The sequence below is a fragment of the Brevundimonas sp. UBA7838 genome (genome assembly GCF_002500885.1).
Taxonomy (GTDB): domain Bacteria; phylum Pseudomonadota; class Alphaproteobacteria; order Caulobacterales; family Caulobacteraceae; genus Brevundimonas; species Brevundimonas vesicularis_C.
Window position 1 is genome coordinate 15,627 of record NZ_DLTK01000064.1, and the last position, 24,697, is coordinate 40,323.

The 24,697-nt window shown below is 64.9% G+C and carries 24 protein-coding genes; 13 read left to right on the forward strand and 11 right to left on the reverse strand.

The genetic code is table 11. From position 1 onward, the window contains the following. Position 1: 1 nt before the first annotated feature. Entirely contained in the window at positions 2-1,504 is a 1,503-nt protein-coding gene (locus B3T77_RS04840; protein WP_039245273.1) for a CoA-acylating methylmalonate-semialdehyde dehydrogenase, read from the reverse strand. 117 nt (positions 1,505-1,621) lie between these two features. On the opposite strand from B3T77_RS04840, the gene B3T77_RS04845 reads away from it, so the two are divergent. Next, positions 1,622-2,497 carry a LysR family transcriptional regulator gene (locus B3T77_RS04845; RefSeq protein ID WP_292077755.1) on the forward strand — a complete coding sequence of 292 codons (876 nt, stop codon included), beginning with the start codon at positions 1,622-1,624 and terminating at the stop codon, positions 2,495-2,497. Between the two features lie 110 nt (positions 2,498-2,607). After that, complete coding sequence (locus B3T77_RS04850; RefSeq protein WP_292077757.1) at positions 2,608-2,949, forward strand: TonB family protein; 342 nt, start codon at positions 2,608-2,610, stop codon at positions 2,947-2,949. A gap of 124 nt (positions 2,950-3,073) precedes the next feature. Here B3T77_RS04850 and B3T77_RS04855 read toward each other — a convergent pair whose 3' ends face one another. The 4 genes from B3T77_RS04855 to B3T77_RS04870 all read right to left on the reverse strand — a co-directional run bounded on the left by B3T77_RS04855 (position 3,074) and on the right by B3T77_RS04870 (position 7,721). Further along, positions 3,074-4,339, reverse strand: a complete 1,266-nt coding sequence (locus B3T77_RS04855) for a PQQ-dependent sugar dehydrogenase (protein WP_422653011.1) — start codon at positions 4,337-4,339, stop codon at positions 3,074-3,076. Positions 4,340-4,377: 38 nt separating this feature from the next. Then, a complete protein-coding gene (locus B3T77_RS04860) occupies positions 4,378-4,803 on the reverse strand; it encodes a DUF2231 domain-containing protein (RefSeq protein WP_066551114.1) in 426 nt (141 codons plus the stop codon). A 183-nt stretch (positions 4,804-4,986) separates the two neighbouring features. Next, positions 4,987-6,294: a pectate lyase gene (gene pelA / locus B3T77_RS04865; RefSeq protein ID WP_292077760.1), complete on the reverse strand. Its 1,308-nt coding sequence runs from the start codon at positions 6,292-6,294 to the stop codon at positions 4,987-4,989. Between the two features lie 29 nt (positions 6,295-6,323). Continuing rightward, on the reverse strand, positions 6,324-7,721 hold the full coding sequence (locus B3T77_RS04870) for a glycoside hydrolase family 28 protein (RefSeq protein ID WP_284878412.1): 1,398 nt from the start codon (positions 7,719-7,721) through the stop codon (positions 6,324-6,326). Between the two features lie 168 nt (positions 7,722-7,889). Here B3T77_RS04870 and B3T77_RS04875 point away from each other — a divergent pair, with 168 nt between their 5' ends. Continuing rightward, entirely contained in the window at positions 7,890-10,142 is a 2,253-nt protein-coding gene (locus B3T77_RS04875; RefSeq protein WP_292077765.1) for a glycoside hydrolase family 88 protein, read from the forward strand. A gap of 109 nt (positions 10,143-10,251) precedes the next feature. Here B3T77_RS04875 and B3T77_RS04880 read toward each other — a convergent pair whose 3' ends face one another. The 3 genes from B3T77_RS04880 to B3T77_RS04890 form a co-directional block, all read right to left on the reverse strand. Further along, complete coding sequence (locus B3T77_RS04880; RefSeq protein WP_091746043.1) at positions 10,252-13,113, reverse strand: TonB-dependent receptor; 2,862 nt, start codon at positions 13,111-13,113, stop codon at positions 10,252-10,254. 794 nt (positions 13,114-13,907) lie between these two features. Then, complete coding sequence (locus B3T77_RS04885) at positions 13,908-14,333, reverse strand: DUF305 domain-containing protein (protein WP_292077770.1); 426 nt, start codon at positions 14,331-14,333, stop codon at positions 13,908-13,910. A gap of 58 nt (positions 14,334-14,391) precedes the next feature. Further along, positions 14,392-14,592, reverse strand: coding sequence for a metal-sensitive transcriptional regulator (locus tag B3T77_RS04890; RefSeq protein ID WP_008264328.1), 201 nt, complete (start codon positions 14,590-14,592; stop codon positions 14,392-14,394). A gap of 178 nt (positions 14,593-14,770) precedes the next feature. Here B3T77_RS04890 and B3T77_RS04895 point away from each other — a divergent pair, with 178 nt between their 5' ends. The 6 genes from B3T77_RS04895 (at position 14,771) to B3T77_RS04920 (ending at position 19,756) form a co-directional block, all read left to right on the forward strand. Then, on the forward strand, positions 14,771-17,125 hold the full coding sequence (locus B3T77_RS04895; protein WP_185224721.1) for a heavy metal translocating P-type ATPase: 2,355 nt from the start codon (positions 14,771-14,773) through the stop codon (positions 17,123-17,125). A gap of 51 nt (positions 17,126-17,176) precedes the next feature. Further along, positions 17,177-17,767, forward strand: coding sequence for a DUF305 domain-containing protein (locus B3T77_RS04900; protein ID WP_292077774.1), 591 nt, complete (start codon positions 17,177-17,179; stop codon positions 17,765-17,767). A gap of 117 nt (positions 17,768-17,884) precedes the next feature. Next, positions 17,885-18,247, forward strand: a complete 363-nt coding sequence (gene copC, locus B3T77_RS04905; protein WP_165117293.1) for a copper homeostasis periplasmic binding protein CopC — start codon at positions 17,885-17,887, stop codon at positions 18,245-18,247. 4 nt (positions 18,248-18,251) lie between these two features. Continuing rightward, positions 18,252-19,166 (forward strand): copper homeostasis membrane protein CopD, encoded by a 915-nt coding sequence (gene copD / locus B3T77_RS04910; RefSeq protein WP_292077777.1) that lies wholly within the window; start codon positions 18,252-18,254, stop codon positions 19,164-19,166. Between the two features lie 62 nt (positions 19,167-19,228). Then, positions 19,229-19,561: a hypothetical protein gene (locus B3T77_RS04915; RefSeq protein ID WP_191558025.1), complete on the forward strand. Its 333-nt coding sequence runs from the start codon at positions 19,229-19,231 to the stop codon at positions 19,559-19,561. Between the two features lie 48 nt (positions 19,562-19,609). Beyond that, positions 19,610-19,756 (forward strand): hypothetical protein, encoded by a 147-nt coding sequence (locus B3T77_RS04920; RefSeq protein ID WP_185224718.1) that lies wholly within the window; start codon positions 19,610-19,612, stop codon positions 19,754-19,756. Between the two features lie 98 nt (positions 19,757-19,854). On the opposite strand, the gene B3T77_RS04925 is transcribed toward B3T77_RS04920, so the two are convergent. From B3T77_RS04925 to B3T77_RS04935, 3 genes are read right to left on the reverse strand one after another with little or no spacing between them, the layout of a single operon-like run. Then, a complete protein-coding gene (locus B3T77_RS04925) occupies positions 19,855-20,346 on the reverse strand; it encodes a YybH family protein (protein ID WP_185224717.1) in 492 nt (163 codons plus the stop codon). Between the two features lie 49 nt (positions 20,347-20,395). Further along, on the reverse strand, positions 20,396-20,872 hold the full coding sequence (locus B3T77_RS04930; protein ID WP_084375403.1) for a DUF411 domain-containing protein: 477 nt from the start codon (positions 20,870-20,872) through the stop codon (positions 20,396-20,398). After that, complete coding sequence (locus tag B3T77_RS04935) at positions 20,869-21,960, reverse strand: acyltransferase family protein (protein ID WP_292077787.1); 1,092 nt, start codon at positions 21,958-21,960, stop codon at positions 20,869-20,871. Before B3T77_RS04935 ends, B3T77_RS04930 begins: the two co-directional genes overlap by 4 nt. Before the next feature lie 190 nt (positions 21,961-22,150). Between B3T77_RS04935 and B3T77_RS04940 the strand changes: the two genes are divergently transcribed. The 4 genes from B3T77_RS04940 to B3T77_RS04955 form a co-directional block, all read left to right on the forward strand. Beyond that, entirely contained in the window at positions 22,151-22,429 is a 279-nt protein-coding gene (locus B3T77_RS04940; RefSeq protein WP_045811507.1) for a hypothetical protein, read from the forward strand. Beyond that, entirely contained in the window at positions 22,426-22,866 is a 441-nt protein-coding gene (locus B3T77_RS04945; RefSeq protein ID WP_185224715.1) for a Spy/CpxP family protein refolding chaperone, read from the forward strand. Before B3T77_RS04940 ends, B3T77_RS04945 begins: the two co-directional genes overlap by 4 nt. A 9-nt stretch (positions 22,867-22,875) precedes the next feature. Then, positions 22,876-23,424 carry an RNA polymerase sigma factor gene (locus B3T77_RS04950; RefSeq protein ID WP_292077791.1) on the forward strand — a complete coding sequence of 183 codons (549 nt, stop codon included), beginning with the start codon at positions 22,876-22,878 and terminating at the stop codon, positions 23,422-23,424. 140 nt (positions 23,425-23,564) lie between these two features. Continuing rightward, positions 23,565-24,697, forward strand: a 1,133-nt coding sequence (locus tag B3T77_RS04955; protein ID WP_292077794.1) for a copper resistance system multicopper oxidase, incomplete at its 3' end; no start/stop codon positions are given.

Here is a 24,697-nt window from a genome sequence, read left to right on the forward strand (position 1 = left end):
CTCAGCGCATCGTCGGAATGACGAACGAACTGTCCGAATGCTCCAGCGCCGAGTCCGGCCAGCGGGCCGTCACGGTCTTGGTCTTGGTCCAGAAGCGGACGCCCTCCATGCCGTGCTGGTTGATGTCGCCGAAGGCCGAACGCTTCCAGCCGCCGAAGGTATGGTAGGCGACCGGCACCGGGATCGGCACGTTGATCCCAACCATGCCGACATTGACCCGGGCGGCGAAGTCGCGCGCTGCGCGGCCGTTCTGGGTGAAGATGGCGACGCCGTTGCCGTATTGGTGGTTCGACGGCAGGGCCAGCGCCTCCTCGAACGTCTCGGCGCGCACGATCTGCAGCACCGGCCCAAAGATTTCCTCCTGATAGGACGACATCTCGGGCTTCACATGGTCGAACAGCGACGGGCCGATGAAATAGCCCTTCTCGTGACCTTGCAGGCTGAAGTCGCGACCATCGACGACCAGTTCGGCGCCTTCCTGCACGCCCTTTTCGATCCAGCCCGCGACACGCTCGCGGTGCTGAGCCGTGACGACGGGGCCATAGTGGGCGCCCGCATCGGTCGACACGCCGACCCGCATCGAGGGGATTTCGGCGACCATACGCTCACGCAGTTCGTCGGCGGTCTTCTTGCCGACCGGCACCACGACCGGCAGCGCCATGCAGCGTTCGCCCGCCGAGCCATAGGCCGCGCCGGACAGATCCTTGATCACCTGATCCATGTCGGCGTCGGGCAGGACGATGCCGTGGTTCTTGGCGCCGCCCATCGCCTGGACGCGCTTATGGTTGGCGGCGCCGGTCTGATAGACATAGTGGGCGATGTCGGACGAACCGACGAAGCTGACGGCATGGACCAACGGATGGGTCAGGATGGCGTCGACCGCCGTCTTGTCGCCATGCACCACGTTCAGCACGCCGTTCGGCGCACCGGCTTCCAGCATCAGTTCGGCCAGACGCACCGGCACCGACGGATCGCGCTCGGACGGCTTCAGCACGAAGGTATTGCCCACCGCGATGGCCACGCCGAACATCCACATCGGGATCATGGCCGGGAAGTTGAACGGGGTGATGCCCGCCACCACGCCCAGCGGCTGGCGCATCGAATAGACGTCGATGCCGGGGCCGGCGCCTTGGGTGTATTCGCCCTTCAGCGCGTGCGGGATGCCGCAGGCGAACTCGATCACTTCCAGGCCGCGCTGGATGTCGCCCTTGGAATCGGCGATGACCTTGCCGTGCTCGCTGGACAGCAGCTCGGCCAGTTCGTCCATCCGCGCCTCGACCAGGCGTTTGAAGTCGAACATCACGCGGGCGCGGCGCTGGGGATTGGTCGAAGCCCAACCGTCAAAGGCGTTCTGCGCCGCCTGGACCGCACGATCGACCTCGCCCGTCGTCGCCAGTTGCACACGCGCCTGCACATCCCCGGTGTTGGGATTGAACACGTCGCTGAAGCGTCCGGATGCGCCGTCGAAAGCCGCACCGTCGATGAAGTGGCGAATGTCGCGCATGGCCTGGGTGTCCCTGTTGGTTCTTTTGTTGCGGCTATGGCTATCACCCCTGCGCGCCGGTCTATAATGCAAAGTTGCAGGCAACATTCTGCGTTTTTGCAAGATAGCTAGACGGCCATGTACGACTGGGACGATCTGCGCATCTTCATCGCCGCGGCGCGCGCAGGCTCGCTGGGCGGCGCGGCGCAGCGGTTGGGCGTCGATGCCGCCACGGTCGGGCGTCGGGTCGCCCGGCTGGAAAGCGCGCTGAAATCCACCTTGGTTGTCCGCTCGACCACCGGGCTTCAGCTGACCGCCGCCGGCGCCCAACTGCTCGATATCGGTCTGGAGGCCGAAAGCGCGATGGAGGCTGCCGGCCGCGTGACCCAGCCCGACGCGCCCGCCGGTGTGGTGCGCGTCAGCGCGTCCGAGGGGTTTGGCGTCACGCTGATGGCCCCCGCCCTGCCCGCGCTGCGTCTGGCCCATCCGGGTCTAAGGATCGAACTGGCGGCCACCTCCGGCTTCCTGTCGCCGACGCGCCGAGAGGTCGACATGGCGATCACCTTGGCGGCGCCGCACGCCGCACGCCTGATCGTCGAGCCGCTGACGCCGTATCAGCTGGCCCTCTACGCCTCGCCCGATCACCTTCACCGCAACGGCGTTCCGAAGACTGTCGACGACCTGAGCCGCTTCGACATCGTCGGCTATATCGACGATCTGATCTATGCACCGGAGTTGCGCTATCTTGACGAGGTCCAGCCGGGGCTCGCGCCCCACGTCGCCTCGTCTTCGATCCGGGCGCAGCGGGAGATCATCGCCGCCGGGGGCGGCGTCGGCGTCCTGCCGTGCTTCCTGGCCGAGGGTCTGGTGCGCGTGCTGCCGTCGATCCTGATCGAACGTCGCTTCTGGCTAGCCACCCACCGCGACGTCCACGACACCGCGCGTCTGCGCACCGTGCGTTCGTGGCTGAAGACCCTGTGCCAAGAACAAAAGTCCAGCTTGCGGCCATTCTGACTTCGGCAGAGAAATCGAAGTGTGGTGCGCCGCACACACCCGCGCGTTTTTGAAAGTTCGGGGAACGGAGGTCTCGTTCAAATCTTAATAGAAGACGAACGAGGCCTGCCATGACACTGACCTTCAGCCTGACATTGATGACGGCCCTGCTGGGCGCCCCGACCGGACCGCTGCTCAAGGACGCGGCCATGTACAGCGCGCCTCAACCCGCCATCGAACGCGCCGTCGCGCCCAAGGCCGAGAGCACCGGCCGCTTCAGCGTGCGGCTACGTTGCACCGCCTTGGCGTCGGGCCACGTCACCGACTGCGTCGTGCTGGAAGAAAGCCGCCCGGGCATGGGCTTTGGCGAAGCCGCCTTGGCCCTAATGAATGGCGCCGAGGTCACGCCGATCATGGATCGCGGCCGCCCTGTCGACGCCCCCTTCGAACGCACCATCGACTTCACGCCGTAGGCCACAGCTCAGCCCCGTATGAAAAGTCCCCGGTTGCTCGCAGCCGGGGATTTTTCTTATTCAGCTATGTGTCGAGGACAATAGCGACTTCCCTCGCCCTTGCCGGGCGAGGGAAAAAGCCGGCCTATCGCGCAGGCGCGATGCGCCACACCGTGTTCGACAGGTCGTCGGCGACGAACAGCACACGCTTGTTCCCATCGAACGCGACGCCGACAGGACGCCCGCGCGCCTTGCCGTCTTTCAGGAAGCCGGTGGCGAAATCGACTGGCTGCCCCGCCGGACGGCCGGCGTTGAACGGCACCCAGACGACCTTGTAGCCGGACGGATCCTGGCGGTTCCAACTGCCGTGCATGCCGATGAAGGCGCCATTGGCGAACGACCCGCCGAAGCCGCCATTGCGGGCGAAGTCCAGGCCCAGGGCGGCGACGTGCGATCCCAGGGCGTAGTCCGGCCGAATGGCCTTGGCGACCATCTCGGGGTTCTGCGGCATCACGCGCGGATCTCGGTTCTGGCCCCAGTAGCTGTAGGGCCAGCCGTAGAAGGCCCCGTCCCGCACCTGGGTCAGATAGTCCGGGACCAGTTGCGGCCCCAGTTCGTCCCGCTCATTGACGACCGACCACAACAGATTGGTCGTGGGCTCGATGGCCAGCGCCGTCGGATTGCGAATGCCGGTGGCGACCGTGCGCCGTGCGCCGGTCGCCCGGTCGATTTCCCATACCGTGGCGCGCTCTTCCTCGACCGCCATGCCGCGCTCGCCAATATTCGAGTTCGAGCCGGTCCCGACATACAGCTTCGACCCGTCCGCGCTGGCGGTCAGGGACTTGGTCCAGTGGTGGTTGATCCGCGACGGCAGCTCCGTCACCCGCTCGGCGGGCGTGGCGATGCCGGTCTGGCCCGGCTGGAAGGCGAAGCGAACCAGCGCACCCTGTTCGGCGACATAGAGATAGCCGTCGATATAGGCCAAGCCGTAGGGCGCATCGAGGTTGTCCACCAGAACGGTCCGCAGTTCGGGCGTACCGTCGTTGTTCGCGTCACGCACCAGGGTGATGCGGTTGCCGCCTTTGATCTTGGTATTGCCCTGCTTCTTGATGACGCCGGCGATCACATCCTTGGGCCGCATGGCGGGCGCATGGCCGCCGCGCCCCTCGGCGATCAGGACGTCGCCGTTAGGCAGGACCAGCATCTGACGCGGAATTTTGAGATCCGTGGCGAAGGCGCTGATCGTAAAGCCCTGCGGCACCGTCGGCGTCTCGCCGTTCCAGCCTGCCGGCGGGCTGATCTTCATCGGCGGCACAAGCGTTTCGTTGACTTTGGGCAGGTCGGGCGTCGCGCCGGTCTGATTCAGTTTCGGATCGCTGGCGTTGCCGCAAGATGCGACCGTCAGGGCCATGGCCAGGGTGGCGGCGCTGGCGGCGAGCAGGTTCTTGTTCATCGGACGCTCTCCCGCGCGGCATAGGCGGTCCAGCCGGCGACCAGGACCAGGATTGTGCAGAGGATCGACAGGATCAGACCGAATGCTCCGACAGAGCTCCAGGCGTCCTGGCTGTGTTTGAAGGCGTTCACCAGACCCAGCACCCAGGCCAGCGCGAGCGCGACCAGATGCACCGTCGCCCGCCGTGACCGCCCGTGGCGCAGGCCGACGACGAAATCAAAGATCGAAAACAGGCCAGCGAGACCGCCGAACACCAGCGCTCCAGTGATCAGCCAGGCCGAGAAGTTCGTCCACTGGACCTCTGCCGTCTTCAGATAGGCGATGTCGGTGAACAGGGCGAAGGTGAACAGCGCGATCGGAAACGCCAGCAATAGCCAATGCAACGGTCGAACGACCGCATCCTTCAGTCCATGGGTGCTCATGCCAGCCCTCTCCGTAAAGTCTGGCTTGGCTAACCGTCTGAACGGAAAATGGTTCACCGGCTTTCGCCTTGCTGACCCAATAGCGCCGGAGCCAGGGGCGTGTTCTCACCGTTAGTGGCTCACAAACCAATGTTGCAGACGCGCCGCCAGACCGCGTCGACAATGCCGATCAGCGTCCCGGATTCACCCGGCCCGATTGGACCATTCGGCGTAGAGGTCCAGCGCCTTCTGCGGCGATGAAATCCACCAGGAATAGCCGTTGCGCCTTCCGACAGAGATTTCATTGACGTCGTCGTGGACGGTCTGATCCTTGTCGCCGAAGATCGGACGCCCGGTCACCAGATCGTAGTTGCGGGACCAGATCGGACCCGCACCGGCCTTGTCGATCAGCTTGCGTCCGTCGTCGGTCATTTCGAATGACTTGTCATAGACACGCACCGCCCGAAGCCATTCGGCTGCGCCGCGAACGGCGGCCTTGATCTCCGGCGACGGGTTCTCCTCGCCCATCAGGAAGATCAGGATATCGGTTGTTTCGCCGCTTGCGATGGATCGCGGCTCGTAGTTCCGAGCGCTGGTTGGAACCAGTCGCATGGGCTCGACCTGCTGCGGCCAGCCCAGCAGTCGATCCCCCTGACGCACCTGTGCCGCGAGGATCACGTCGATCGCCTTCCGGGTCGCCTCGGCCGCCCGTGTCTCCAGCTCAGCCGGCACGAAGTCGAAGCCCTCAGCGCCATGGGCGACATCACGAAGCAGCATGGCCGCGTTCGCCACCGCATTGTCGTTGAAGGTGATTGAGTCGTGGAAGCCGCCTTCGAGCGGCCAGATCTGAGGCCAGCCGCCATTGGGATACTGCGCATTCAGCAGATAGCGCACGCCTCGGATGACGCGGGCCCGCCAGGCGTCGCCGTCGCGTCCGGGCGCGTGGGCGGCGACCTTGGCCAGGAAACGCATTTCCGACCACGTCGCCTCGTTGTCCAACGTGCCGACGAAGGTCCAGAAGCGATCCGCCGGCGCATCGAAGTTCGCCGGGTTCTGCTCCATGGTTTCGGCATCGTTGGAGAACCGCTGACCCGGCAGGCGCGCGATGCTGCGATCCTGGTTTTTGCTCCATCCGCCGGCGGGTGTCTGGAAACTGACGATCGCATCCGCGACGGCCCGGGCGTCGGCTGTGGCGTACCATTCGGCAGGCCGGTCCAGCGGCATGTTGTAGTGGGCGGGTCCGACGGCCTTGGGCGGCGGCGGCGGAGCAACTCCAGCGGGAAGCTCGGCCGCGAGCGCAGCGCGGTCCGCCCGATGCTGGGCTTGAGAGCGTGCCAGATACTCGGCCCACGGACCACGCTCCGCGTCGGGCAAGGCGCCGATCCTATCGCTGGTCAGGCCCACCGCCGGGGTGTTCAGCCGCAGAACTTCTGCCTGGGCGGCGCCGGAGAGGCCCCCCACAAGCGCGACCGCGCCAAATGCCAGCATCGAACAGGCGGAAAGGATTTTCATCGCGCTAACTCCCACAACTTTTTGGTTTTTCATGCTTGTCTGGATCGAAGGCCTGTGACGCCGGACGACTCGGTCACCTTAGGGCCTTGGCCGTCCAGGGTGTCGATGTTGCAGTCGCGGAAGCGCCAGTTCTCGGCATTGGCGATGGCGCCCGCATCCTGCACATCCCAGTCCAACCGTTCGAAAATGAAGTCTTTCAGCGGCGCTTCGGGATAGGCGGCGGCGGCGAATCCGACTTTGCCGCCGACGGCCTTGATGTTCGACAGGCGAACATCGTGGATACGGGGAATGCCCTGTTCGCGCGGCACGGGCGTGGCGAGCGCTCGCCAGTAATCCGGCACGTCCGCGATGCCGTCCGGGATCTGGGCGTAGCTGTAGTTTGGGTACCAGTTCAGGTTGACCTGCATCAATGTGCGCACGTCCTGCAGATGGATGTCGCGCAGGCGGATGTTGGAGATCACGCCGCCGCGTGTGTGGCCTGATTTGAAGAAGATCCCCAGCGGTACCGGATACTCGATCCTCAGCCCAGAGACTTCGATGTCGTCAAATCCGCCAGATGTCTCCGATCCGAAGGTCATCCCGGCCAGGGCGTCACGGACGATGCAGTCGCGAATCTTCACCTGACGGCACGGCCGGGCTACCCGCAGCCCGTCCCAGTCGCGTCCGGCCTTGATGCAGATCGCGTCGTCGTTGACCGACAGGTCGCATCTCTCGACCAACACCCGCTCCGATGAGTCGATATCGATGCCGTCCGTCGAAGGGCCGCGTCCGCCGATGTTATTCCTGATGATCAGGTCGGCGACGTTCACGTCCCGCGAATAGCAGACGTGGACGGTCCAGAAGCCCGATCGCGCCAGATTCAGACCGGAAACCTCGACCTGCTGTGAGTCGTAAACGTGGACCAACCGCGGACGGCGGCAGTCGTAGTCAGCCGCCCATCGCAGGTCGCGCGGATCATAATCGCGGCGCAGCGCCCAATAGGCGTCCCAGAAAACCTTGCCGTCGCCATCGACCAGACCCTCCCCCGTGATCTTGGCGTTCTGTTGCTGATAGACATTCAGCAAGCCGGCGGGCCAGTTCATCTCAACGCCCGCAACACGCGTGCGAACCATCGGATAAGCGGCCAGATCCTGAACGCCGCGCAGAGTGGCGCCGCGTTCAATCGACAGGGTCACCCCCGACTTTACGAATAGCGAACCTGACAGATACAGACCGGGCTTCAGGACCACGACCCCTCCGCCCTGCCCTGCCGCTGCGTCGATGGCGGCCTGGACAGGACGCGTGTTGATGGTGATCCCGTCGCCCACCGCGCCATAGTCGGACGCGTCGAAGGCGCGCGAACGGCTCGACTGTGCAAACGCCGGCGTCGCTTGCGTCAAGGCGCTGACGACACCCAGTTGCAGAAGCGTGCGGCGATTGGCGCGCATCTATATTTCCCACATTCTGTTCTTTCGTCTCACAATAGTGGACGATATAAGGCTGACAAGAGATACTGATAGCTGATCGTCAGAAATTGACACCGGTTACGTTGCGGCTCGCCGTCGAAGTGGGCCACCAACCATCATGCGCCGCCCGGAGCAGCGCCGGAGGAAAACATGGCCCTGCCAACCCGACCCTGCCTTGGCATGATTGCAGTTCTGATGAGCTCGGCCGCCATGTCCGGCCCCGTTCTAGCGCAAACGGTCGCAGCCTTGCCGCCGGGCGTCGAGGCTGAATGGCTGGCTCAACGCGACCGCCCCGCCCTATACACCGACGTGGCAGGCGTGCCGTCTCGCGAGAGCACCATGGCGGCTGTCGAATATGTCGCCTCCTCGCAAATCGCGGCCATGGCCGCCGAGCCGCTCGCCTTATCGACGGGCAGCAACCTGACGCAGATGTCCTCGAACTGGGTCGCAGCCACCTTTTACGTCGGCGCTTCGCGGCTTGCGCGCGTCTCGGACGACAGGAGAACGCTGCGCTTTTTGAGCTCTGTGGCCGATCACTACAACTACAGTGTGCGCGGCGCACGCTCGGGCAAGACGATGCTGAACGCCGACGATATCGCGATCGGCGATCTCTACGAAGAACTCTACGCGCGTCGTGGACAGGAGGGCGTGCTGATGCCGCTGCGTCAGCGGCTGGATTGGCAGGTCCCCTATCTGGCCAGGGCGGAAGACACAACCGCGGTGGTCTGGTGGTGGGCCGACGCCCTCTATATGGCGCCCCCGGTCTTCGCCCGGATGACCGCGATCACGGGCGATCCGAAATATCTGACCGCCGCAGACAAGGAATGGCGACGCACAGCGGCGCGGCTGTGGGTGGAGGACGAAAAACTCTTTCTGCGCGACGAACGGTTCAAGGACGAGAACCTTCGTGACGCCGACGGCGACCGCATCTACTGGTCGCGGGCCAATGGCTGGGTCATGGGCGGTTTGGTACGATGGCTGGAGTCCGTGCCTGTCGATTTCGCCGGGCGCGCCTTCTATGTCGACCTCTTCCAGAAGATTGCCGGCAGGATCGCAGGTCTCCAGCAAGAGGACGGACTGTGGCGCGCCAGCCTTCTGGACCCCGAAGCCTATCCCGAGGCTGAAACCTCAGGTTCGGTCTTCTATGTCTACGCCCTGGCCTGGGGGATCAATCACGGCCTTTTGGATCGCGACACCTACCTGCCGCATGTGTTGAAGGGTTGGGCCGGCCTGAACCGCCATGTCCTTGCGAAAGGCCTGATGGGCGCGGCGCAGAAGACCGGCGATCAGCCCGTGTCGACAGACCCTGAAGACGTCGGCCTCTATGCTTCAGGAACCTATATTCTGGCTGGGCTGGAAGTCGCGTCGCTGAATGACCCAGTTCGCTCTCTGCCATTGGCGGAACCCACGCGCGACACGGCCGAAGTGATCGCTGCGACCACACCTGTCCCGCCCGCCCCCGTGACGGTCGTCGGCGCCGAAGAAATACGCCGCCGAGACGCCGAAATGCGTGCGACCTCGGCGCTCTCCTACGATCCATCCGCTCTGAATCGACCCTCGACCATCGAACCGCTGGAGCCGCCGCCGGAAGACCAGCAGCGACCGCGCGCCGTCGCCCGCTTCGCGCCGGATCGTTTGGATGATCTGCTATGGGAAAACGATCGCGTCGCTCATCGCATTTACGGTCCCACGCTTGAAGCGCGCGAGGCGCCCTCTGGCTCGGGCATCGATGTGTGGGCCAAACGTGTCCGCTATCCCTTCATGGACCGCCAGTTGAAGTTCCCGAACTATCACGTCGATCGCGGTGAAGGCCTGGATTATTACGATGTGGGACGCGGCAGAGGCGCCGGGGGTCTGGGCATCTGGTACGACAACAAGCTCTGGACCAGTCGCAACTTCTCCACCTACCAGATCGACAAAACCGGCGGCGATGAGGCGCGGTTTAGCGTGACCTACCGTCCTTGGCCTGTCGACGTCGTGCGCATGGTTTCAGAAAGGCGTGAGTTCAGCCTTCCGTTAGGCTCCAACTTTACGCGAATGACTTCCACTCTGACCTCGAACTCCGACGCACCGCTGATCGTCGCGATCGGCATTTCGAAGCGCAGCAACGACAACGGACGAGGCTTCGTCACGCGCGACGCCGCACACGGGCGTCTGATGTTCTGGGAGCCTGAAAACCCCGAGCATGGCTCGCTCGGCATCGCTCTGGCGGTTGATCCCGCAACGGTCGAAGGCTTCACCGAAGACGCCGACAACTATCTGATCCTGGTGCGGGTCACGCCGGGTCAGTCGTTCACCTACTACATGGGATCGGCGTGGGATCGCGGCCTGGACTTCGCCACGCGCAGCGCCTGGGAAGATTTCGTCGCAAACCAAAGGTTCGACTTCCGCCAAGGCAACTAGTCAGCAGGCGAAAATTCTCTCGCCGCGTCGCGCAGTTCGGCCGATGTCAAAAGAAAGGCGGCGCCGGTTATACCGACGCCGCCTGTCTTATCTCGCCGATCTGTTGGGATCAGAAGCGATACCGCGCGCCAATGTAAACCTGGCGGCCAGTGTGGTGATAGACATAGGTGCTGTCACGCGGCAGGCCGATGTCGCCGTGGTTCTGACGGTTGGCTTCGTCGGTCAAATTCAGCCCCTCGACAGAAACACTGAGGTTATCGGTCAGGTTATAGGATGCTGAAGCGTCGATCGTCGTAGTTTCGGTCTTGCCCTGATACGGGATCAGACCCGTGGCGCCGTTTGAACCCGGCACGTTCTGGAAATAGGTGTCGCGATAGGCCGCCGACACACGCGCATTGAACTTGCCGTCATCATAATACAGCGTTGCGTTCCAGGCGTTTGGCGACAGGTTGACCAGATCCGCCGTCACAAAGGCCGCGCAGGTTGCGGTGACGCAATACTGAATCTCGGATTCAACGTGCGTGTAGTTCAGTTGCGTACCGATATTCGACAGCAGGCTGGGCAGGAAGGAGAAGGTCTGCTGATAGCTGATCTCGAAGCCTTTCAGCGGGCCGCCCGGCGTGTTGGTGGGCGTGCTGAACTGATAGATGTCGCCCGCAGGACGACCGCCCGCCGGGAAGGCCACAGGGTTCAAGGCCGTCAGTTGGCTGTAAGACAGCGGTTCGGTGGTCGTCTGCACATAGGTCGAGATGTCCTTGTAGAAGTAGGCGAAGGACAGCAGAGCTTCAGGCGCGAAGTAATATTCAACCGACAGATCGTAGGTCGTCGCCCGATACGGTTCCAGCTCGACATTACCCAGCGAGGCCGTGTTCGTGGCCGCCCCGGCCGCGCTCAGCGTGAAGACCGGAACCAGACTGGTGACAGGCGGTCGCGCCATGACCTTGGCGGCGCCCACGCGCACGATCAGATCCTTCATCGGCTCGATCGACACGTTTAGCGACGGCAGGGTGTCGTCATATTCGTTCTCGCCCCGGACCGGCGTCGCAACACCACCAACATTCGAATAACCCAAGGCGTCGACCTCGGTCTTGACCTGACGTACGCCGACGTTGCCTCGGAAGGGCACACCCATGATTTCCGTGTCCCAGTCGGCCTGCACATAGGCGCCGGTGTCGGTCTCGGTCACGTCACGCCAGTTGCCATAGGTGGACGGATTGCCGTTCAGGCCGATCAGTCGGAAATCACCGCCTGCTACGCCCGTGTCGCAGTTGCAGTTGTAGTTCCAGACTGTTTGCAACGCAGCTAGATCCGGCCGAACCCAGCTGGTCGCAGCGCCCGACGGCAGATCGAGATTGCGACCGAACCCGCTCAGCAGATTGGTGACCGAAGCCATGCTCGTGCCCGCCGGCAGCGCTGGCGAACCGTTGGCGTTGTTTGGGCGCGCGAAGGCGCGGCTGCTCGACTCGTATTCCTTGCGGCTGACGCCCGCTTTCAGTGTGAGCCAATCGCTTACGTCGAAGGCGAAGTTGGCCTCACCCGTCGTGTAGACGTTTTCCTGGAAGTTCGAACTGATGCGCAGCTCCGAGCGGGGCTGGGCGCCGGTCGGTCCGACAACACTCCACTGCGTAGGGTCGGCGACATTGAAGCCCCAGTTGATCGCCGGCAGATTGCGATTCTGACGGAAATCATAGGAATAGCCATCGACATTCTGGCGATCGATGATGGCGCTGACCTGGACCGGGTTGGCGAAGCTGGATTCCGCGCGACCGATCAGGCCGTCGAACCGCAGCCGATCCGAAAACTCGTGCTCGACCCCGAAGGTCATCTGCTTGAATTCGGTTTCCAGCTCGTCAAACCGCTGCTCGCTGCGGATGTCCATGTCGTCGAGTTGGGCGTAGATCATCTCGCCAGTGTCGGGATCGATCTCGAAGCTCATGATGTCGACCTGCGGCTTGCCGCCCTGATCGGCGCCACGGCTGAGCGACCAGGCTTGCAGGAAGTTTTCGCTGCGCGTCGAATCCAGCTTCGAGTACAGCATGTCCATCGTGAACAGGGTCGGACCATTGCCGGGCCGGGCTTGCACCGACAGCGTCGCGCCCAAACGTTCCTGGCTGTGCTCCAGGCTGCCATAGCGCGGGATGCGAGGGTGGTAGGTGCGCGCGGCGTTCGGCAGGACAGCGCCATTCTGGAAACCGCCGTCAGCGCTGGCAGGTCCCCAGCGCACCGAGCTGAAACCTTCCTCCAGACTGTCGCGCTCGCTGTAGGCGATCGAGAACAGAGCGCCGATCTGGTCATCCGCCCAGGTGTTCGAAATCAGACCGGCGAAGCGCGGGCTCCAGTCCTGCGACAGATCGTTGTAGCCGTACTGGCCAGACAGCGCGCCCTGGAAGCCCATCTTGTCGAATGGACGGCTGGTGCGCAAATCGACGGTCGCCCCCAGCGACCCCTCTTCCGTCTCGGCCGAGGCGGTCTTGCGCACCGTGATATTGTTAAAGAGCTCTGAGGCGAAGACGTTGAAGTCGAAGCCACGACCGCGATTCACCCCGCCCGACGAGTCGGTGGCGCCGGTCGATGCCTGGGCCTCGATGCCGTTGATCCGCGTGCGGGTGAACTCCGAACTCAGACCGCGGACGGTGATCGACCGGCCCTCGCCCGCATCGCGGTCGATCGAGACGCCGGGAATGCGCTGGATCGACTCGGCCAGATTGGTATCGGGGAAATCCGCGATGTCCTCAGCAGAAATGGCGTCGACGACGCCGGCTTCGCGGCGTTTGATGTTCAAGGAATTCTGAAGGCTGGCCCGGAAGCCCGTGACGACGATGTCATCGACCTCGGCGGCGTCATCCGTCTGAGGCGCAGCGACCTCGGCCGTTTGGGCGGCGGCGTCATGCGCCATCATGGCGAGAGCTAGGGCTCCCAGCGACGCGGTGGCGACCAGGGCGTGGCGCGCGAATTTGTGGCGTTGGATCATTCTAGTTTCTCCTCCCAAGTGGTGCGCTTCAAGGATCGAACGCCCCCGTTCACGCCTCCCGCTGCTGACGGGAGACACCGGTGTCAAAGCGAGTTGGCCGCCTGACTGCTACCGGTGTCATTCATGTTTAGTCATATTCGGCCGCGACTCGCAAGCAGGTGACGATCCTGACGGCGGATTTGTAATCTCGTCGAAACGCGCGGGTTAAGCGGGAAAGCAGTTGCAACCTGCACGCCGGCGCATTGTGCGGGTTCGAGGAATACCTGCCACTTGAAAGAACCAAAGGACGCCCTGCCCTATTCCCACTCGATTACACAAATTACCCCAAGCCGCTGATCGGCTTGGGGTTTTTTCTCGCTTATCAACCGGCGGACCGATTGAACAACCGACAGACGGGAAGTATTCTGAAAACATTCAGAAAATTCTAAGCAATAACATCTGCGTGAATTCGTCATCTTTTGCGGTCTATCGGACTCTCTGAGCACTGAGCTGCAATGCAACGAGTTCGGTTCGCCTTGCCACTGTGCACCATCACTTGGACGTACACTGTATCTCATCCGCACGGTCGTCGTCGAGCTTACCGGCTCGATCGTATGGCGATAGCGACAAGCGTCGTCGACGCGTGTCATGCCGCGCGCGACGACCGGGATGCAAACGCCGCACTGGCTTTGCGGCCGACGGCGTCCTGATTTTCGAGGACGGCGGGACTGGCCGATCGGTCTTTCGCCACGAGGACGACAGATGGCGGATTACGCACATCGTTGGTCGTCGGACGCGGTGCGCTGATCTCGCGATCAGGCGGCGGGAGCCGCCGACGCTCCCTTCTGGGCGAGCCAGGCGTCGATCAGGGTGATTTCGCGCTCCTGCGCCGTGATCACCTCCTGGGCCAGGTCCCGCGCTTGGGCGTCCTTGCCTTGCGCGAGCTCCACACGGGCCACCGAGACGGCGGCGACGTGGTGACCTCGCATCTGCTTCATGAAGTCGATGTCGGCGTCCCCGGTGAAGGCGGGCATCGCCTCCATCATCGTGTTCATCGAGGCCTTGTAGCCTTGGGTGGCGACGGAGTCGCCGGGCGCAGGCGCAGCCATGCCGCCCTCCATTCCGCCATGGGCGTCTGCCGCTGCGGCGGCCTCAGGCGTGGCTACGGCGGGCTCTTCGGCTTGCGGGGAACAGGCCGTAGCCAAGGCGCAGGCGGCGAGGACGAGGCTGATGCGTTTCATGACGGCTCCTTGGGGTCCCGACGTTAGCGACCAGGAGGGCCCATTCGTTCCGCCGACCCTACCGTCCGGCCCGCGCCAAGAGCTCGATCAGCTCGCCGGCCTTGGCCTTGCGATCCTCGGGATCGTCGCCGGTCATGGCGCCCATGACGCAGTGGTCGAGGTGATCCCGTAGCACTTCGGTCTCCACGCGATGGAGCGCGGCTCGAACGGCCTGAAGTTGCGTCAGCAAGTCGACGCAATACCGGTCATCTTCAACCATGCGGGAGATTCCCCGCACCTGGCCTTCGATCCGACTGAGCCTGTTGAGGACTTTGGGTTTCGTGTCGGTTTGCATGCGGCCTGTCCTCCTGAGCACCCCCATATACCCCAGACGGGTATCTTGCGATATACCCCCCCATGGGTATATGTGAGCCCTTCGGTCAGCCGGAGAGAGCGACATGTCCACGCATCCTCACAATCATGCCTCGGGTCACGCCTGCTGCGGGGCGAAGGCCTCGGATGGCGCGGCTACGGTCAAGGATCCCGTCTGCGGCATGTCGGTCGATCCGACGACTACCGCTCACCGAGCCAGTCATGGCGGTCAGGACTATTTCTTCTGCTCGGCGGGGTGCCGGACCAAATTCATCGGCGATCCGATGCGTTACCTGAACCCTCGCGTGGAGGCCGAGCCGGCCGTTCCCGGCGCCATCTACACCTGCCCGATGCACCCCGAGATCCGGCAGGAAGGCCCAGGCTCCTGCCCGATCTGCGGCATGGCGCTTGAGCCGGAGACGGTCACGGCGGAAGCCCCGCCCAACCACGAGCTGATCGACTTCACCAGACGCTTTTGGGTCGGTCTGGTCCTGACCCTGCCGGTCTTCGCCCTGGAAATGGGCGGACATCTGGCCAATCTCCACATGTTCATCCCGGGCCAGATGTCGAACTGGATCCAGTTCGCTTTGGCGACCCCCGTGGTTCTCTGGTGCGGCTGGCCCTTCTTCGAGCGCGGCTGGACATCGCTGCGCACCCGTCGGCTGAATATGTTCACCCTGATCGCCATGGGGGTCGGCGTGGCATGGCTTTACAGCGTCGTGGCCGTCGTCGCGCCAACCCTGTTCCCGCCCGCCTTCCTGAAGGCCGACGGCAGCGCGCCGGTGTATTTCGAGGCGGCGGCGGTTATCACCGTGCTGGTCCTCGTCGGCCAGATTCTGGAGCTGCGCGCCCGCGAACAGACCTCGGGCGCGATCCGCGCCCTGCTGGACCTCACGCCCAAGACCGCCCGCCGAATCCGGGCGGACGGCGTCGATGAAGATGTCTCGCTTGACCAGATCGCCGTCGGCGACCGCCTGCGGGTCCGGCCCGGAGAGAAGATCCCGGTCGATGGCGAACTCCTGGAGGGGCGGGTCGCTGTCGATGAATCCATGGTGACCGGCGAGTCCATGCCGGTGACCAAGGACGTCGGCGACCGCGTCGTGGCCGGCGCGCTCAACAAGACCGGATCCTTCATCATGCGCGCCGACAAGGTGGGCGCCGACACCCTGCTGGCGCAGATCGTCCAGATGGTGGCCCAGGCCCAGCGCAGTCGCGCCCCGATCCAGCGGCTGGCCGATACGGTCTCCGGATGGTTCGTTCCCACAGTGATCGCGATCGCCCTGCTCGCCGCCGTCGTCTGGGGCCTGGTCGGTCCCGAGCCCCGTTTGTCCTACGCCCTGGTCGCCGCCGTTTCGGTGCTCATCATCGCCTGTCCCTGTGCGTTGGGTTTGGCCACGCCGATCTCGATCATGGTCGGGGTGGGACGTGGCGCCCACGCCGGCGTCCTGATCAAGAACGCCGAGGCGCTCGAACGCTTCGAGAAAGTCGACACCCTCGTTCTGGACAAGACCGGCACCCTGACGGAGGGCCGTCCGTCGGTGACGGCGATCCTGCCAGCCCAGGGCTTCGTGGAAGCGGACATCCTGCGTCTGTCGGCCAGCCTCGAGCGGGGCAGCGAACATCCGTTGGCCGACGCGATTGTCCGGGCAGCCAAGGATCGGGACATCCCCCTTACCGAGGCCGTGGACTTCGACAGCCCGGTCGGTCGCGGCGTCCGCGGGACGATTGAGGGCCGCCAGGTCGCCCTGGGCAACACCCGTTTTCTCGGCGAGCTTTCAATCGACGTCTCCGCGCTGGAGCCGAAGGCGGAGGCCCTTCGCCACGACGGCGCCACCGCCATATTCGTGGCTATCGACGGAAAGGCGGCCGGGGTCATCGGCATCGCCGATCCCATCAAGGCCACCACGCCGGCTGCGATCCTCGCGCTGAAAGCGGCCGGTCTGCGGCTGGTGATGATGACCGGGGACAACCGGACGACGGCCGAAGCGGTCGCGCGTCGCCTCGGCATCGACGAAGTCCAGGCGGAGGTTCTGCCGCAGGACAAGGCGTCTGTAGTACAACAGCTTCGTTCGCAGGGTCGGATCGTCGCCATGGCGGGAGATGGCGTCAACGATGCCCCTGCCCTCGCCGCCGCCGATGTCGGCGTCGCTATGGGGGCGGGTTCGGACGTCGCCATCGAAAGCGCCGGCGTCACCCTTCTGGGCGGAGATCTGCAAGGCATCGTGCGCGCACGGCGTCTGTCCCGCGCGGTGATGGGCAACATCCGCCAAAACCTCGTTTTCGCCTTCGGCTACAACGCCCTTGGCATCCCCGTGGCGGCTGGCCTGCTTTATCCCGTCTTCGGCTGGCTTCTCTCGCCTGCCCTTGCGGCGCTCGCAATGGCGCTCTCCTCGGTCAGCGTCATCGGCAATGCGCTGAGACTGCGCGCGGTGAGGCTTTAGCCAGGATAGGCAATCACCAGTCCGCCCACCCACCCAAGGGAGGAACCGGCTGTGACGGGCCGGATTGATTTAGACGCTGACCGCAGTCTCCAGGCATTCGCAGCGGCAGGCGAAGACGAACTGAAATTTCTGAAGAGGATACGGACGATGTCTCATCAACAGATGGACCACGGCGGGCAAGGCAACGCTCGTGGACTCGGCCCTTATCGGAGCCTGTACCTCGAGTTGGCGCTCGATTTCGTCATCATGTACCTGGTCATGTACACGATGATCGCCACGCTCGGTCACTTCTATCTCAACCTGAACAACGTCTACATGACCCTGATGATGGTCGCGCCGATGGCGGTCCTCATGCTCGTCTTCATGCGGTCCATGTACCCGTCGCGCAAAACGAACCTGGTCATTGGAGCGGTCGCCGTCGTGATCTTCGTCGGCAGCTTCGTCGGCATGCGCACCCAGGCGTTCGTTGGCGACGACGAATTCCTGCGATCGATGATCCCGCACCATTCCGGGGCTGTGTTGATGTGCGAGCAAGCCTCCCTGACCGATCCGGAGATCATCGCCCTGTGCGACGGCATCGTGCGTGGTCAACAGGAGGAGATCGCCCAGATGCAGGCGCTCCTCGAGAAGCGTCGCCGCTGACCCCGGCGTGCGGGGGAAGGCCTCAGCCGCCGCCCGCTTCCTCTTCATGAGGGACGCGGTCGTGTGGCGCGTAGAGAAGCAGAAGGCCGGGACCGGCCAAACGTCTGGAGACTGAGTATGCGTTACTTCAACCCCGCGCCCTTCATCGCCGTCGCGGCGGTCGTGGCCTTCGCCGCCGGACCGGCGGCGGCCCACGCTCGCCTGGTCAGCGCCACCCCGGCGCCCGACTCCACCGTGGCCGCGACCCGGACGCTGACCCTGACCTTCAGCGAACGCAGCGTTCCCGCCTTTTCCGGCTTCGACGTCGTCAATGCGGCGGGGGAGAAGATCGCGATCCGCACCTCGGTCGCCGAGGACGGCAGGACCCTCACGGGCGCGCTGGCTCGCCCGCTGGCCGCCGGCGCCTACCGTGTCGACTGGCGTATCGCGTCGAGCGACGGCCACCGCATGACGGGATCCTACACCTTCACGGTGCGCTGACGCCGTGCTGGAAGTCGCGGTCATCGCGCTTCGCTGGCTTCAATACGCCGGCGGCGTCGTCCTTCTCGGCGCGCCGCTGTTCCTTCTCTACAGCTTCAAAGACCCCGACGCGCCGAACCTGGAATGGTCGCGACCGACATTGCGCCTCGCGGCGATCATCGTCGCGCTCGGCTCGCTCGCCGCCCTGGTGGCCCAGACGGCCGTCATGGCGGGGTCGCTGAGCGAAGCCGTCAAACCCGCGTCCCTGTCCTTCATGGTCACCGGCACGGCCCTGGGCATGGCGATGGTCGTGCGGGCCGCCGCCGCCTTGCTTGGGCTTGTCGCCTTGGTCGCCCTGAAACCCGGTCGCGCGCTCTGGAGCGTGACGGCCGCCTTGGGTCTGATCGTGGCCGCCAGCTTCGCGTGGACGGGTCATGGCGCGGCCACCGAGGGCCCTGGCGGGCCCATACATCTCGTCGCCAACATCATTCACGCGGTGGCAGCGGCCTTGTGGCTGGGCGCCCTGGCGGCGTTGACGGCCCTGCTTTTGCGCCGAGCCGGTCCGGACGATCGTGCAATCCATCGCGCCCTGCATGGCTTCGCCGGTCTGGGAACGCTGGCGGTCCTGTTGCTGGTGCTGACCGGTCTCGTGAACAGCTGGTTCCTGATCGGTCCCGAGCGCGTGGCGTCGATCGCGGGCAACCTCTACGGCCAGCTTCTGGTCGCCAAGCTCGTCCTCTTCGGTTTGATGCTGGCGCTGGCGGCGAGCAACCGGTTCCGGCTGACGCCGACACTGGGCTCTGCGCTGGAGACGGGCCAACCCTCCCTCGCCGCCATGAGCGCGCTCCGGCGCAGCCAGTTGGTCGAAACGGGTCTGGGACTCGCCCTGATCGGCGTCGTGGCGGTCATGGGAACCCTACCGCCCCCGGCGTCTCTGTAGCCGCGATCGCGATGATCTGAATGAGGTCGTCGCTCCGCCGGCCATTGAAGTATGATCAGACGATGCCGTTCCTGCGTCATGACCTCGTCCGACTGACGACCGCGCTGCTAGCGGCGTTTGCCGTGCTGTTCGTGTCCACCGCTTCGATCGCCTGCGAAGCTCCGGTCGATCAGGATATGGCGTCCATGTCGATGAGCGGCGACGGCGTCCCTTGCGAGCCGAAGACCGTCAGGATCTCGTGCCATAAGGCGTGTCTGGCCATCTGCCAGGGCCTGGTCCCTCAGGGCGGTGAACCCACCCCCGCACGGGTCTATGCGTCTGTCCTCTATCCATCCCTTGATGCGCGGCATGCCGATTTCACCGCGGAGGCGGACGACCCGCCCCCGCGACGCTGATCCTGTTGAAGAAGACCGAACTCATTCAATCAAACAGAGATCAAAACCATGAAACGCACGCTCACCCTCGCAGCCCTGGTGCTGCTGGCTTCCGGTTCAGCCGCCTTCGCGGCCGCGCCGCACGCCGTGGCGCAGGCCGTATGCGCTTGCTGCGACGCTATCGCAGCCTGCGCGGAAGCCTGCACCTGCTGCTGATCGTATGATCGGGGACGCCCGCCCGCGAGGGCGGGCGTCTTCTCGATGTTCCTCACCGACGTCGCAGGGCCGGCGACCCGCTGGCGCGGGCCTGAGCGTCAGCCGGGCGCGCGCGACGACCAGTGAATGTGGTGGATGCGCCAGCCGTCGGCATGGCGTTTGAGGACCATGGTTTCGGTCGTCAGGCGGTCTACGGCGCGGCCGTTGAATTGGCCCGTGGTGCGGCCTTCGCTGGTGATCCAGGCGATGTCCCCGTCGGCCCATCCCGATCTGCGCGTCACCGTCGCTTCAGAGGCGGCGGCGAAGGCGGCGTCCGAGCCCAGGTGATGGGACGCATACTCGTCGCGCGATCGCTCCGCGCCACCCTCCTCGAAGATCATCACATCCGGCGCCATCAGGGCCAGGGCGACGGCCGTGTCGCCGGCCTTCAGGGCGACGTGAAAGGCGTCGACGGCCGCCGCCGCGTCCGCAGCTTCCGCGGCGACCGAGCCGGCGGCTTGGGCATGCACGTGGGCGTGGTCCTGGGCGAAGGCGGGTGTCGCCGAAAGCACGGCGAGCGACAGGACGAGGGCGAGAGAGGTGCGGGACATGGCGAACTCCGGATTGTGGGTGATCTGAACGGGCTGAGCGCGATCTGCGTCAGGCCGGCGGGTTGTGGCGGGCGAACACGCGGGTCGCGCCCGAGCGAAGCACCAGCAGAGTGTCGTAGGGCTCCTTGCGCCCCTGCGGCGTCTCCATGCCGGGCGAACCGAGCGGCATGCCCGGGACCGCGACGCCCACCGCCGCCGGTCGCTCGGTCAGCAGTCGAATGACGTCCGGGGCCGGCACATGACCCTCGACCAGATAGCCATCGATCAGACCGGTATGACAGGAGGCGAGCGCGTCCGGCATGCCCCGGCTGCTCCGGACCGATTGAAGGCTTGGAAGGACGGTGATGGTGGTGGTGAAGCCCGCCTGGCGCATGTGCGCGATCCAGGCGTCGCAGCAGGCGCAGGTGGGCGTCTTGAAGACCGTGAGGTTTCTGGACGGACGGGTCTGGGCGCAGGCGGACCCGCCCATGCCGATGAAGACGGCCGCGCCCATGAGTAGACGACGGTTCAGATTGGCGGGATTCAAAAGGGTTCTCCCTGATCGCTGTGGACGGATCGCTGCGCCTCGACAGGGTCGGCGCGCTGCGGCGCCAGCCGCGCCCGCAACCACCGTCGGCCAGGCTGCTCGACGAAGACATGGATGGCGGCCGCGGCGGCGAGCGTCAACACAAGCATGGCGGCCAGTTCGACCAGGCCCATTCGATAGTCCGCACCCCAGCCGGAGAACGCCTGCGCCGCATTGCGCCACACCATCAGGATGGGGATGTGGACGAGATAGAGGGCGAACGACGCTTCGCCGGCGAACAGAAGGACGGGGTGAGACAGGAAGGTCCGGACCGGAGCCTTGGCCAACAGGGCGAGCGACAGGATGAAGAGACCGGCCGCCGCCACGATGACCCGGTCGTCGGCGCCGATCTGCATGAGCGTCAGCAGCAGGGTCGTGGCGACCAGGGCGCCCATGAGGGACATTCGCGGCGAAGGCGTCCAGCGCTGACCGAGATAGTAGAGGCCAATGCCGTAGAGGAATTCGGGAATGATGCGCAGGATGCCCAGGCTGTCCTCCGCCCGTGGCAGGACCCGCCCGAACTGCGTCCGGTAAAAGGCGTCAAGCGCGACGAACAGCAGCGCGGAGAGTGCGATCAGAGCCCACGGCCTCGACCGCAGGCGGAGGGCGACAGCAGCGTAGGCCGGGAAGAACAGATAGGCGAACCATTCGGCAGACAGCGACCAGGCTGGTCCGTTCCAGAGCGCCATGGTTTCGCGCGGAAACCAGGCCTGAACGAGCAGCAGAGTGCCCGCGAAATCGGCGGGATTGAATCGGCCTGGCTCCAGACCGACGCCGACCATCGGGGCGATCAATACAAGCCCGAGCATGGCCAGGAGGATGAACAGGTGAGCCGGATAGATTCGGGCGAACCGAGCTGCCAGAAACCGCTTGTAGTCGGGCGCGCCGTTCCCTTGCAGATAGACGTGCGCGAGGATGAAGCCCGACAGGATGAAGAAGACATCCACGCCGAGCCGGGCGCGGTTCAGCAGGCCCGCGCTCTCCGCAGGCAAGGTCCAGTAAAGCTGGAAATGGAAGAGCACGACGCCGAGCGCGAGGAAAAACCTCACGCTGGTGAGGGGATCGAGCACGTCCGGGAAGGGAGCCCGGGCGGGGCCTGACCTGTCGCTCACATCGATCCCCCTGGACGACACGGCTATACCGGTCGTTCTCTGGTATCTACGCGGGGCCGGACCTTTCCCCTCATGAGGGGAAGCTCAAACCGGCCCGTATGGAGGGGGGGCGTGAGGCAGGTGCGCAATGACTGACGACATCGAAAGACTGATCGGAGCGGCTGCGCCCGGCGACGCTTCACGGCTTGCGGGCGTGGAGGACGCCGTCTGGTCCCGGATTGGCGAGCGCCGGGATCGCGCCCGAATGGGTCAGGTGCGGATCGCCGCCGTGGCGATCGCCCTTGTCGTCGGCGGTGCGAACGGCGGTCTGATGCTCATGACCCCACGGCCAGAGCCTTCAGAGCTGCGTATCTTCACGGTGTCAGCCGGCCTGTCACCTATGGCCAGCCTGGATGTTTGGGGATGAGGGCGACGTGGAAGTCGATCGTCGCCACGGCGATCTTGGCGGCGCTCGCCAGCGGGGCAGCGACCTGGGCGAGCGCGACCTGGATCATGCGCGAGCGCCAGCCGCCGAGCCTGCACAGCGTCGTCCATGAAAAACTCGACCTCAGCGCGGAGCAGGACCGCCGTCTAGACGTCATTGAAGCCCGCTTCGCCGCGCGTCGCCCGGCACTGGAGGCGGAGGTTCGTGCCGCCAATCGCGAACTCGCGGCCGCCATCGCCGCAAGCGACGGGGACACGCCGCAGGTCCAGGCGGCTGTCGATCACTTCCATACCGCCATGGGCGATCTGCAAAAGGCGACGATTACCCATGTGTTCGAGATGCGATCCGTTCTGACCCCGGCACAGGCCGAGGTGTTCGACGCGGCCGTCGTCGACGCCGTACGCTACGAAGCCGGCTAAGCGCGGCGCGTGGGGGTTGAAGCCAGCATCGAGGTCCGAGCGGCGGGTGGAGACCGGGCCGCTTTCACTGCCTTGATGACCGCCACCAAGGCCGACCTCTACCGGTTCATTCGCCGCTACGTCGGCGACGAGGCTGAAGCGCATGACGTGCTTCAGGAAGCCTATGCCTCAGCGTGGCTCGCCATGCGGCGATATGATCCGGCGCGGCCTTTCGATGTCTGGCTGCGTTCCATCGCCTTGAACAAGTGTCGGGACTGGAGCCGGCGGCGCTCCGTTCGCCGTGTCGTGCGCGGCGTGATGGGGCTCGATGCTCCCGAGGCGACGGCGGTGGGGGAAGACGCACCCATGCCTGAAGCTAGGCTGGACGATCAGCGCAGGGCCCAGGACCTGCAACACGCGCTGTCTGAGCTTCCCGACGCCCTGAAGGCCCCACTCCTGTTGGCCACGCTTGAAGGGCGCTCTCATGCGGAGGTCGCATCCATATTGGGCATCACGCCGAAGGCCGTGGAAACGCGGATCGCCCGCGCGCGAAAAAAGCTGGTCGACGCCTTGGCTTGAGCGCCGGTTCGGCGTCGCGGTGCCGAGCGCGCGCGCAAGAGCGTTATCTCGAAGACTGTGGCGACCTGACGCAAGGGATGCGCCGCTCAGATGCGTATCTGAACGAACGGCTCACTTGCCGACCAAGGAAAACTTCTCTGATGTCGACCGCTCGCCTTGATCGCCGAACGCTTCTCCGGGGCGCCGCCATCGGCGGTGGATTGCTGGGACTGCAAGGCTTGCTTCCGGCCTGGGCGCAGACGGGTTCGGCGGGGCTGCGGTCGGACCTGCCGACGCTGACCGGACCGAACGTCGACCTGACCGTCGGCCACTCGCCCTTCACGGTGGGGGGGCGCACGGGCCATGCGGTGACCATCAACGGCGTTCTGCCGGCGCCGCTGCTGCGCCTGCGGGAGGGCCAGAATGTCCGGCTAGCGGTCACCAACGGTCTGGACGAGGACACCTCGATCCACTGGCACGGCTTGCTCCTGCCGTTCCAGATGGACGGCGTGCCGGGCATCAGCTTTCCCGGCATCAAGGCCCGCGAGACCTTCGTCTATGAGTTCCCGATCAAGCAGTCGGGCACCTTCTGGTATCACAGCCACTCTGGTCTTCAGGAGGCGATGGGGCACTACGGTCCGATCGTCATCGATCCGGCGGGCGCCGATCCCATCGCCTACGACCGCGAGCATGTGCTGGTCCTGTCGGACTGGAGTTTCATGCATCCGCACGAAATCCTCGACAAACTGAAGAAGAGCCCCGGCTACTTCAACCAGCAGCGCACCACCTTGGCGGGCCTCCTGGATGGCAGCGACCGCATGAGCCTGGAGGAGCGGCGGATGTGGGGCCAGATGCGGATGGACCCTCGCGACATCCTCGACGTCAACGGCTCGACCTACACCTATCTCATCAACGGCCACGGTCCGCAGGAGAATTGGACCGGCCTGTTCCGGCCCGGCGAGCGGGTGCGGCTGCGCATCATCAACGCTTCGGCCATGTCGATCTTCAACATCCGCATTCCCGGCCTGCCGATGACCGTGGTCCAGGCCGACGGCGAGAACGTCCGCCCGGTCGAGACCGATGAGTTCCAGATTTCGGTGGCCGAGACCTATGACGTCATCGTCCGGCCGACCGATGACCGAGCCTACACCATCGTCTCCGAAGCCATCGACCGCTCCGGCATGGGACGGGCGACCCTGGCTCCCCGCCTGGGCATGACCGCCGAGGTTCCGCCGCTGCGCGAGGTTCCCAATCTGACCATGCGCGACATGGGCATGGGCGGAATGGATCACGG

Coding starts and splice junctions, on each gene's coding strand:
- B3T77_RS04840 (WP_039245273.1), bottom strand. CDS start 1,504: ATGCGCGACATTCGCCACTTCATCGACGGTGCGGCTTTCGACGGCGCA.
- B3T77_RS04845 (WP_292077755.1), top strand. CDS start 1,622: ATGTACGACTGGGACGATCTGCGCATCTTCATCGCCGCGGCGCGCGCA.
- B3T77_RS04850 (WP_292077757.1), top strand. CDS start 2,608: ATGACACTGACCTTCAGCCTGACATTGATGACGGCCCTGCTGGGCGCC.
- B3T77_RS04855 (WP_422653011.1), bottom strand. CDS start 4,339: ATGGCCCTGACGGTCGCATCTTGCGGCAACGCCAGCGATCCGAAACTG.
- B3T77_RS04860 (WP_066551114.1), bottom strand. CDS start 4,803: ATGAGCACCCATGGACTGAAGGATGCGGTCGTTCGACCGTTGCATTGG.
- pelA (WP_292077760.1), bottom strand. CDS start 6,294: ATGAAAATCCTTTCCGCCTGTTCGATGCTGGCATTTGGCGCGGTCGCG.
- B3T77_RS04870 (WP_284878412.1), bottom strand. CDS start 7,721: ATGCGCGCCAATCGCCGCACGCTTCTGCAACTGGGTGTCGTCAGCGCC.
- B3T77_RS04875 (WP_292077765.1), top strand. CDS start 7,890: ATGGCCCTGCCAACCCGACCCTGCCTTGGCATGATTGCAGTTCTGATG.
- B3T77_RS04880 (WP_091746043.1), bottom strand. CDS start 13,113: ATGATCCAACGCCACAAATTCGCGCGCCACGCCCTGGTCGCCACCGCG.
- B3T77_RS04885 (WP_292077770.1), bottom strand. CDS start 14,333: ATGAAACGCATCAGCCTCGTCCTCGCCGCCTGCGCCTTGGCTACGGCC.
- B3T77_RS04890 (WP_008264328.1), bottom strand. CDS start 14,592: ATGGTTGAAGATGACCGGTATTGCGTCGACTTGCTGACGCAACTTCAG.
- B3T77_RS04895 (WP_185224721.1), top strand. CDS start 14,771: ATGTCCACGCATCCTCACAATCATGCCTCGGGTCACGCCTGCTGCGGG.
- copC (WP_165117293.1), top strand. CDS start 17,885: ATGCGTTACTTCAACCCCGCGCCCTTCATCGCCGTCGCGGCGGTCGTG.
- B3T77_RS04915 (WP_191558025.1), top strand. CDS start 19,229: ATGCCGTTCCTGCGTCATGACCTCGTCCGACTGACGACCGCGCTGCTA.
- B3T77_RS04920 (WP_185224718.1), top strand. CDS start 19,610: ATGAAACGCACGCTCACCCTCGCAGCCCTGGTGCTGCTGGCTTCCGGT.
- B3T77_RS04925 (WP_185224717.1), bottom strand. CDS start 20,346: ATGTCCCGCACCTCTCTCGCCCTCGTCCTGTCGCTCGCCGTGCTTTCG.
- B3T77_RS04940 (WP_045811507.1), top strand. CDS start 22,151: ATGACTGACGACATCGAAAGACTGATCGGAGCGGCTGCGCCCGGCGAC.
- B3T77_RS04945 (WP_185224715.1), top strand. CDS start 22,426: ATGAGGGCGACGTGGAAGTCGATCGTCGCCACGGCGATCTTGGCGGCG.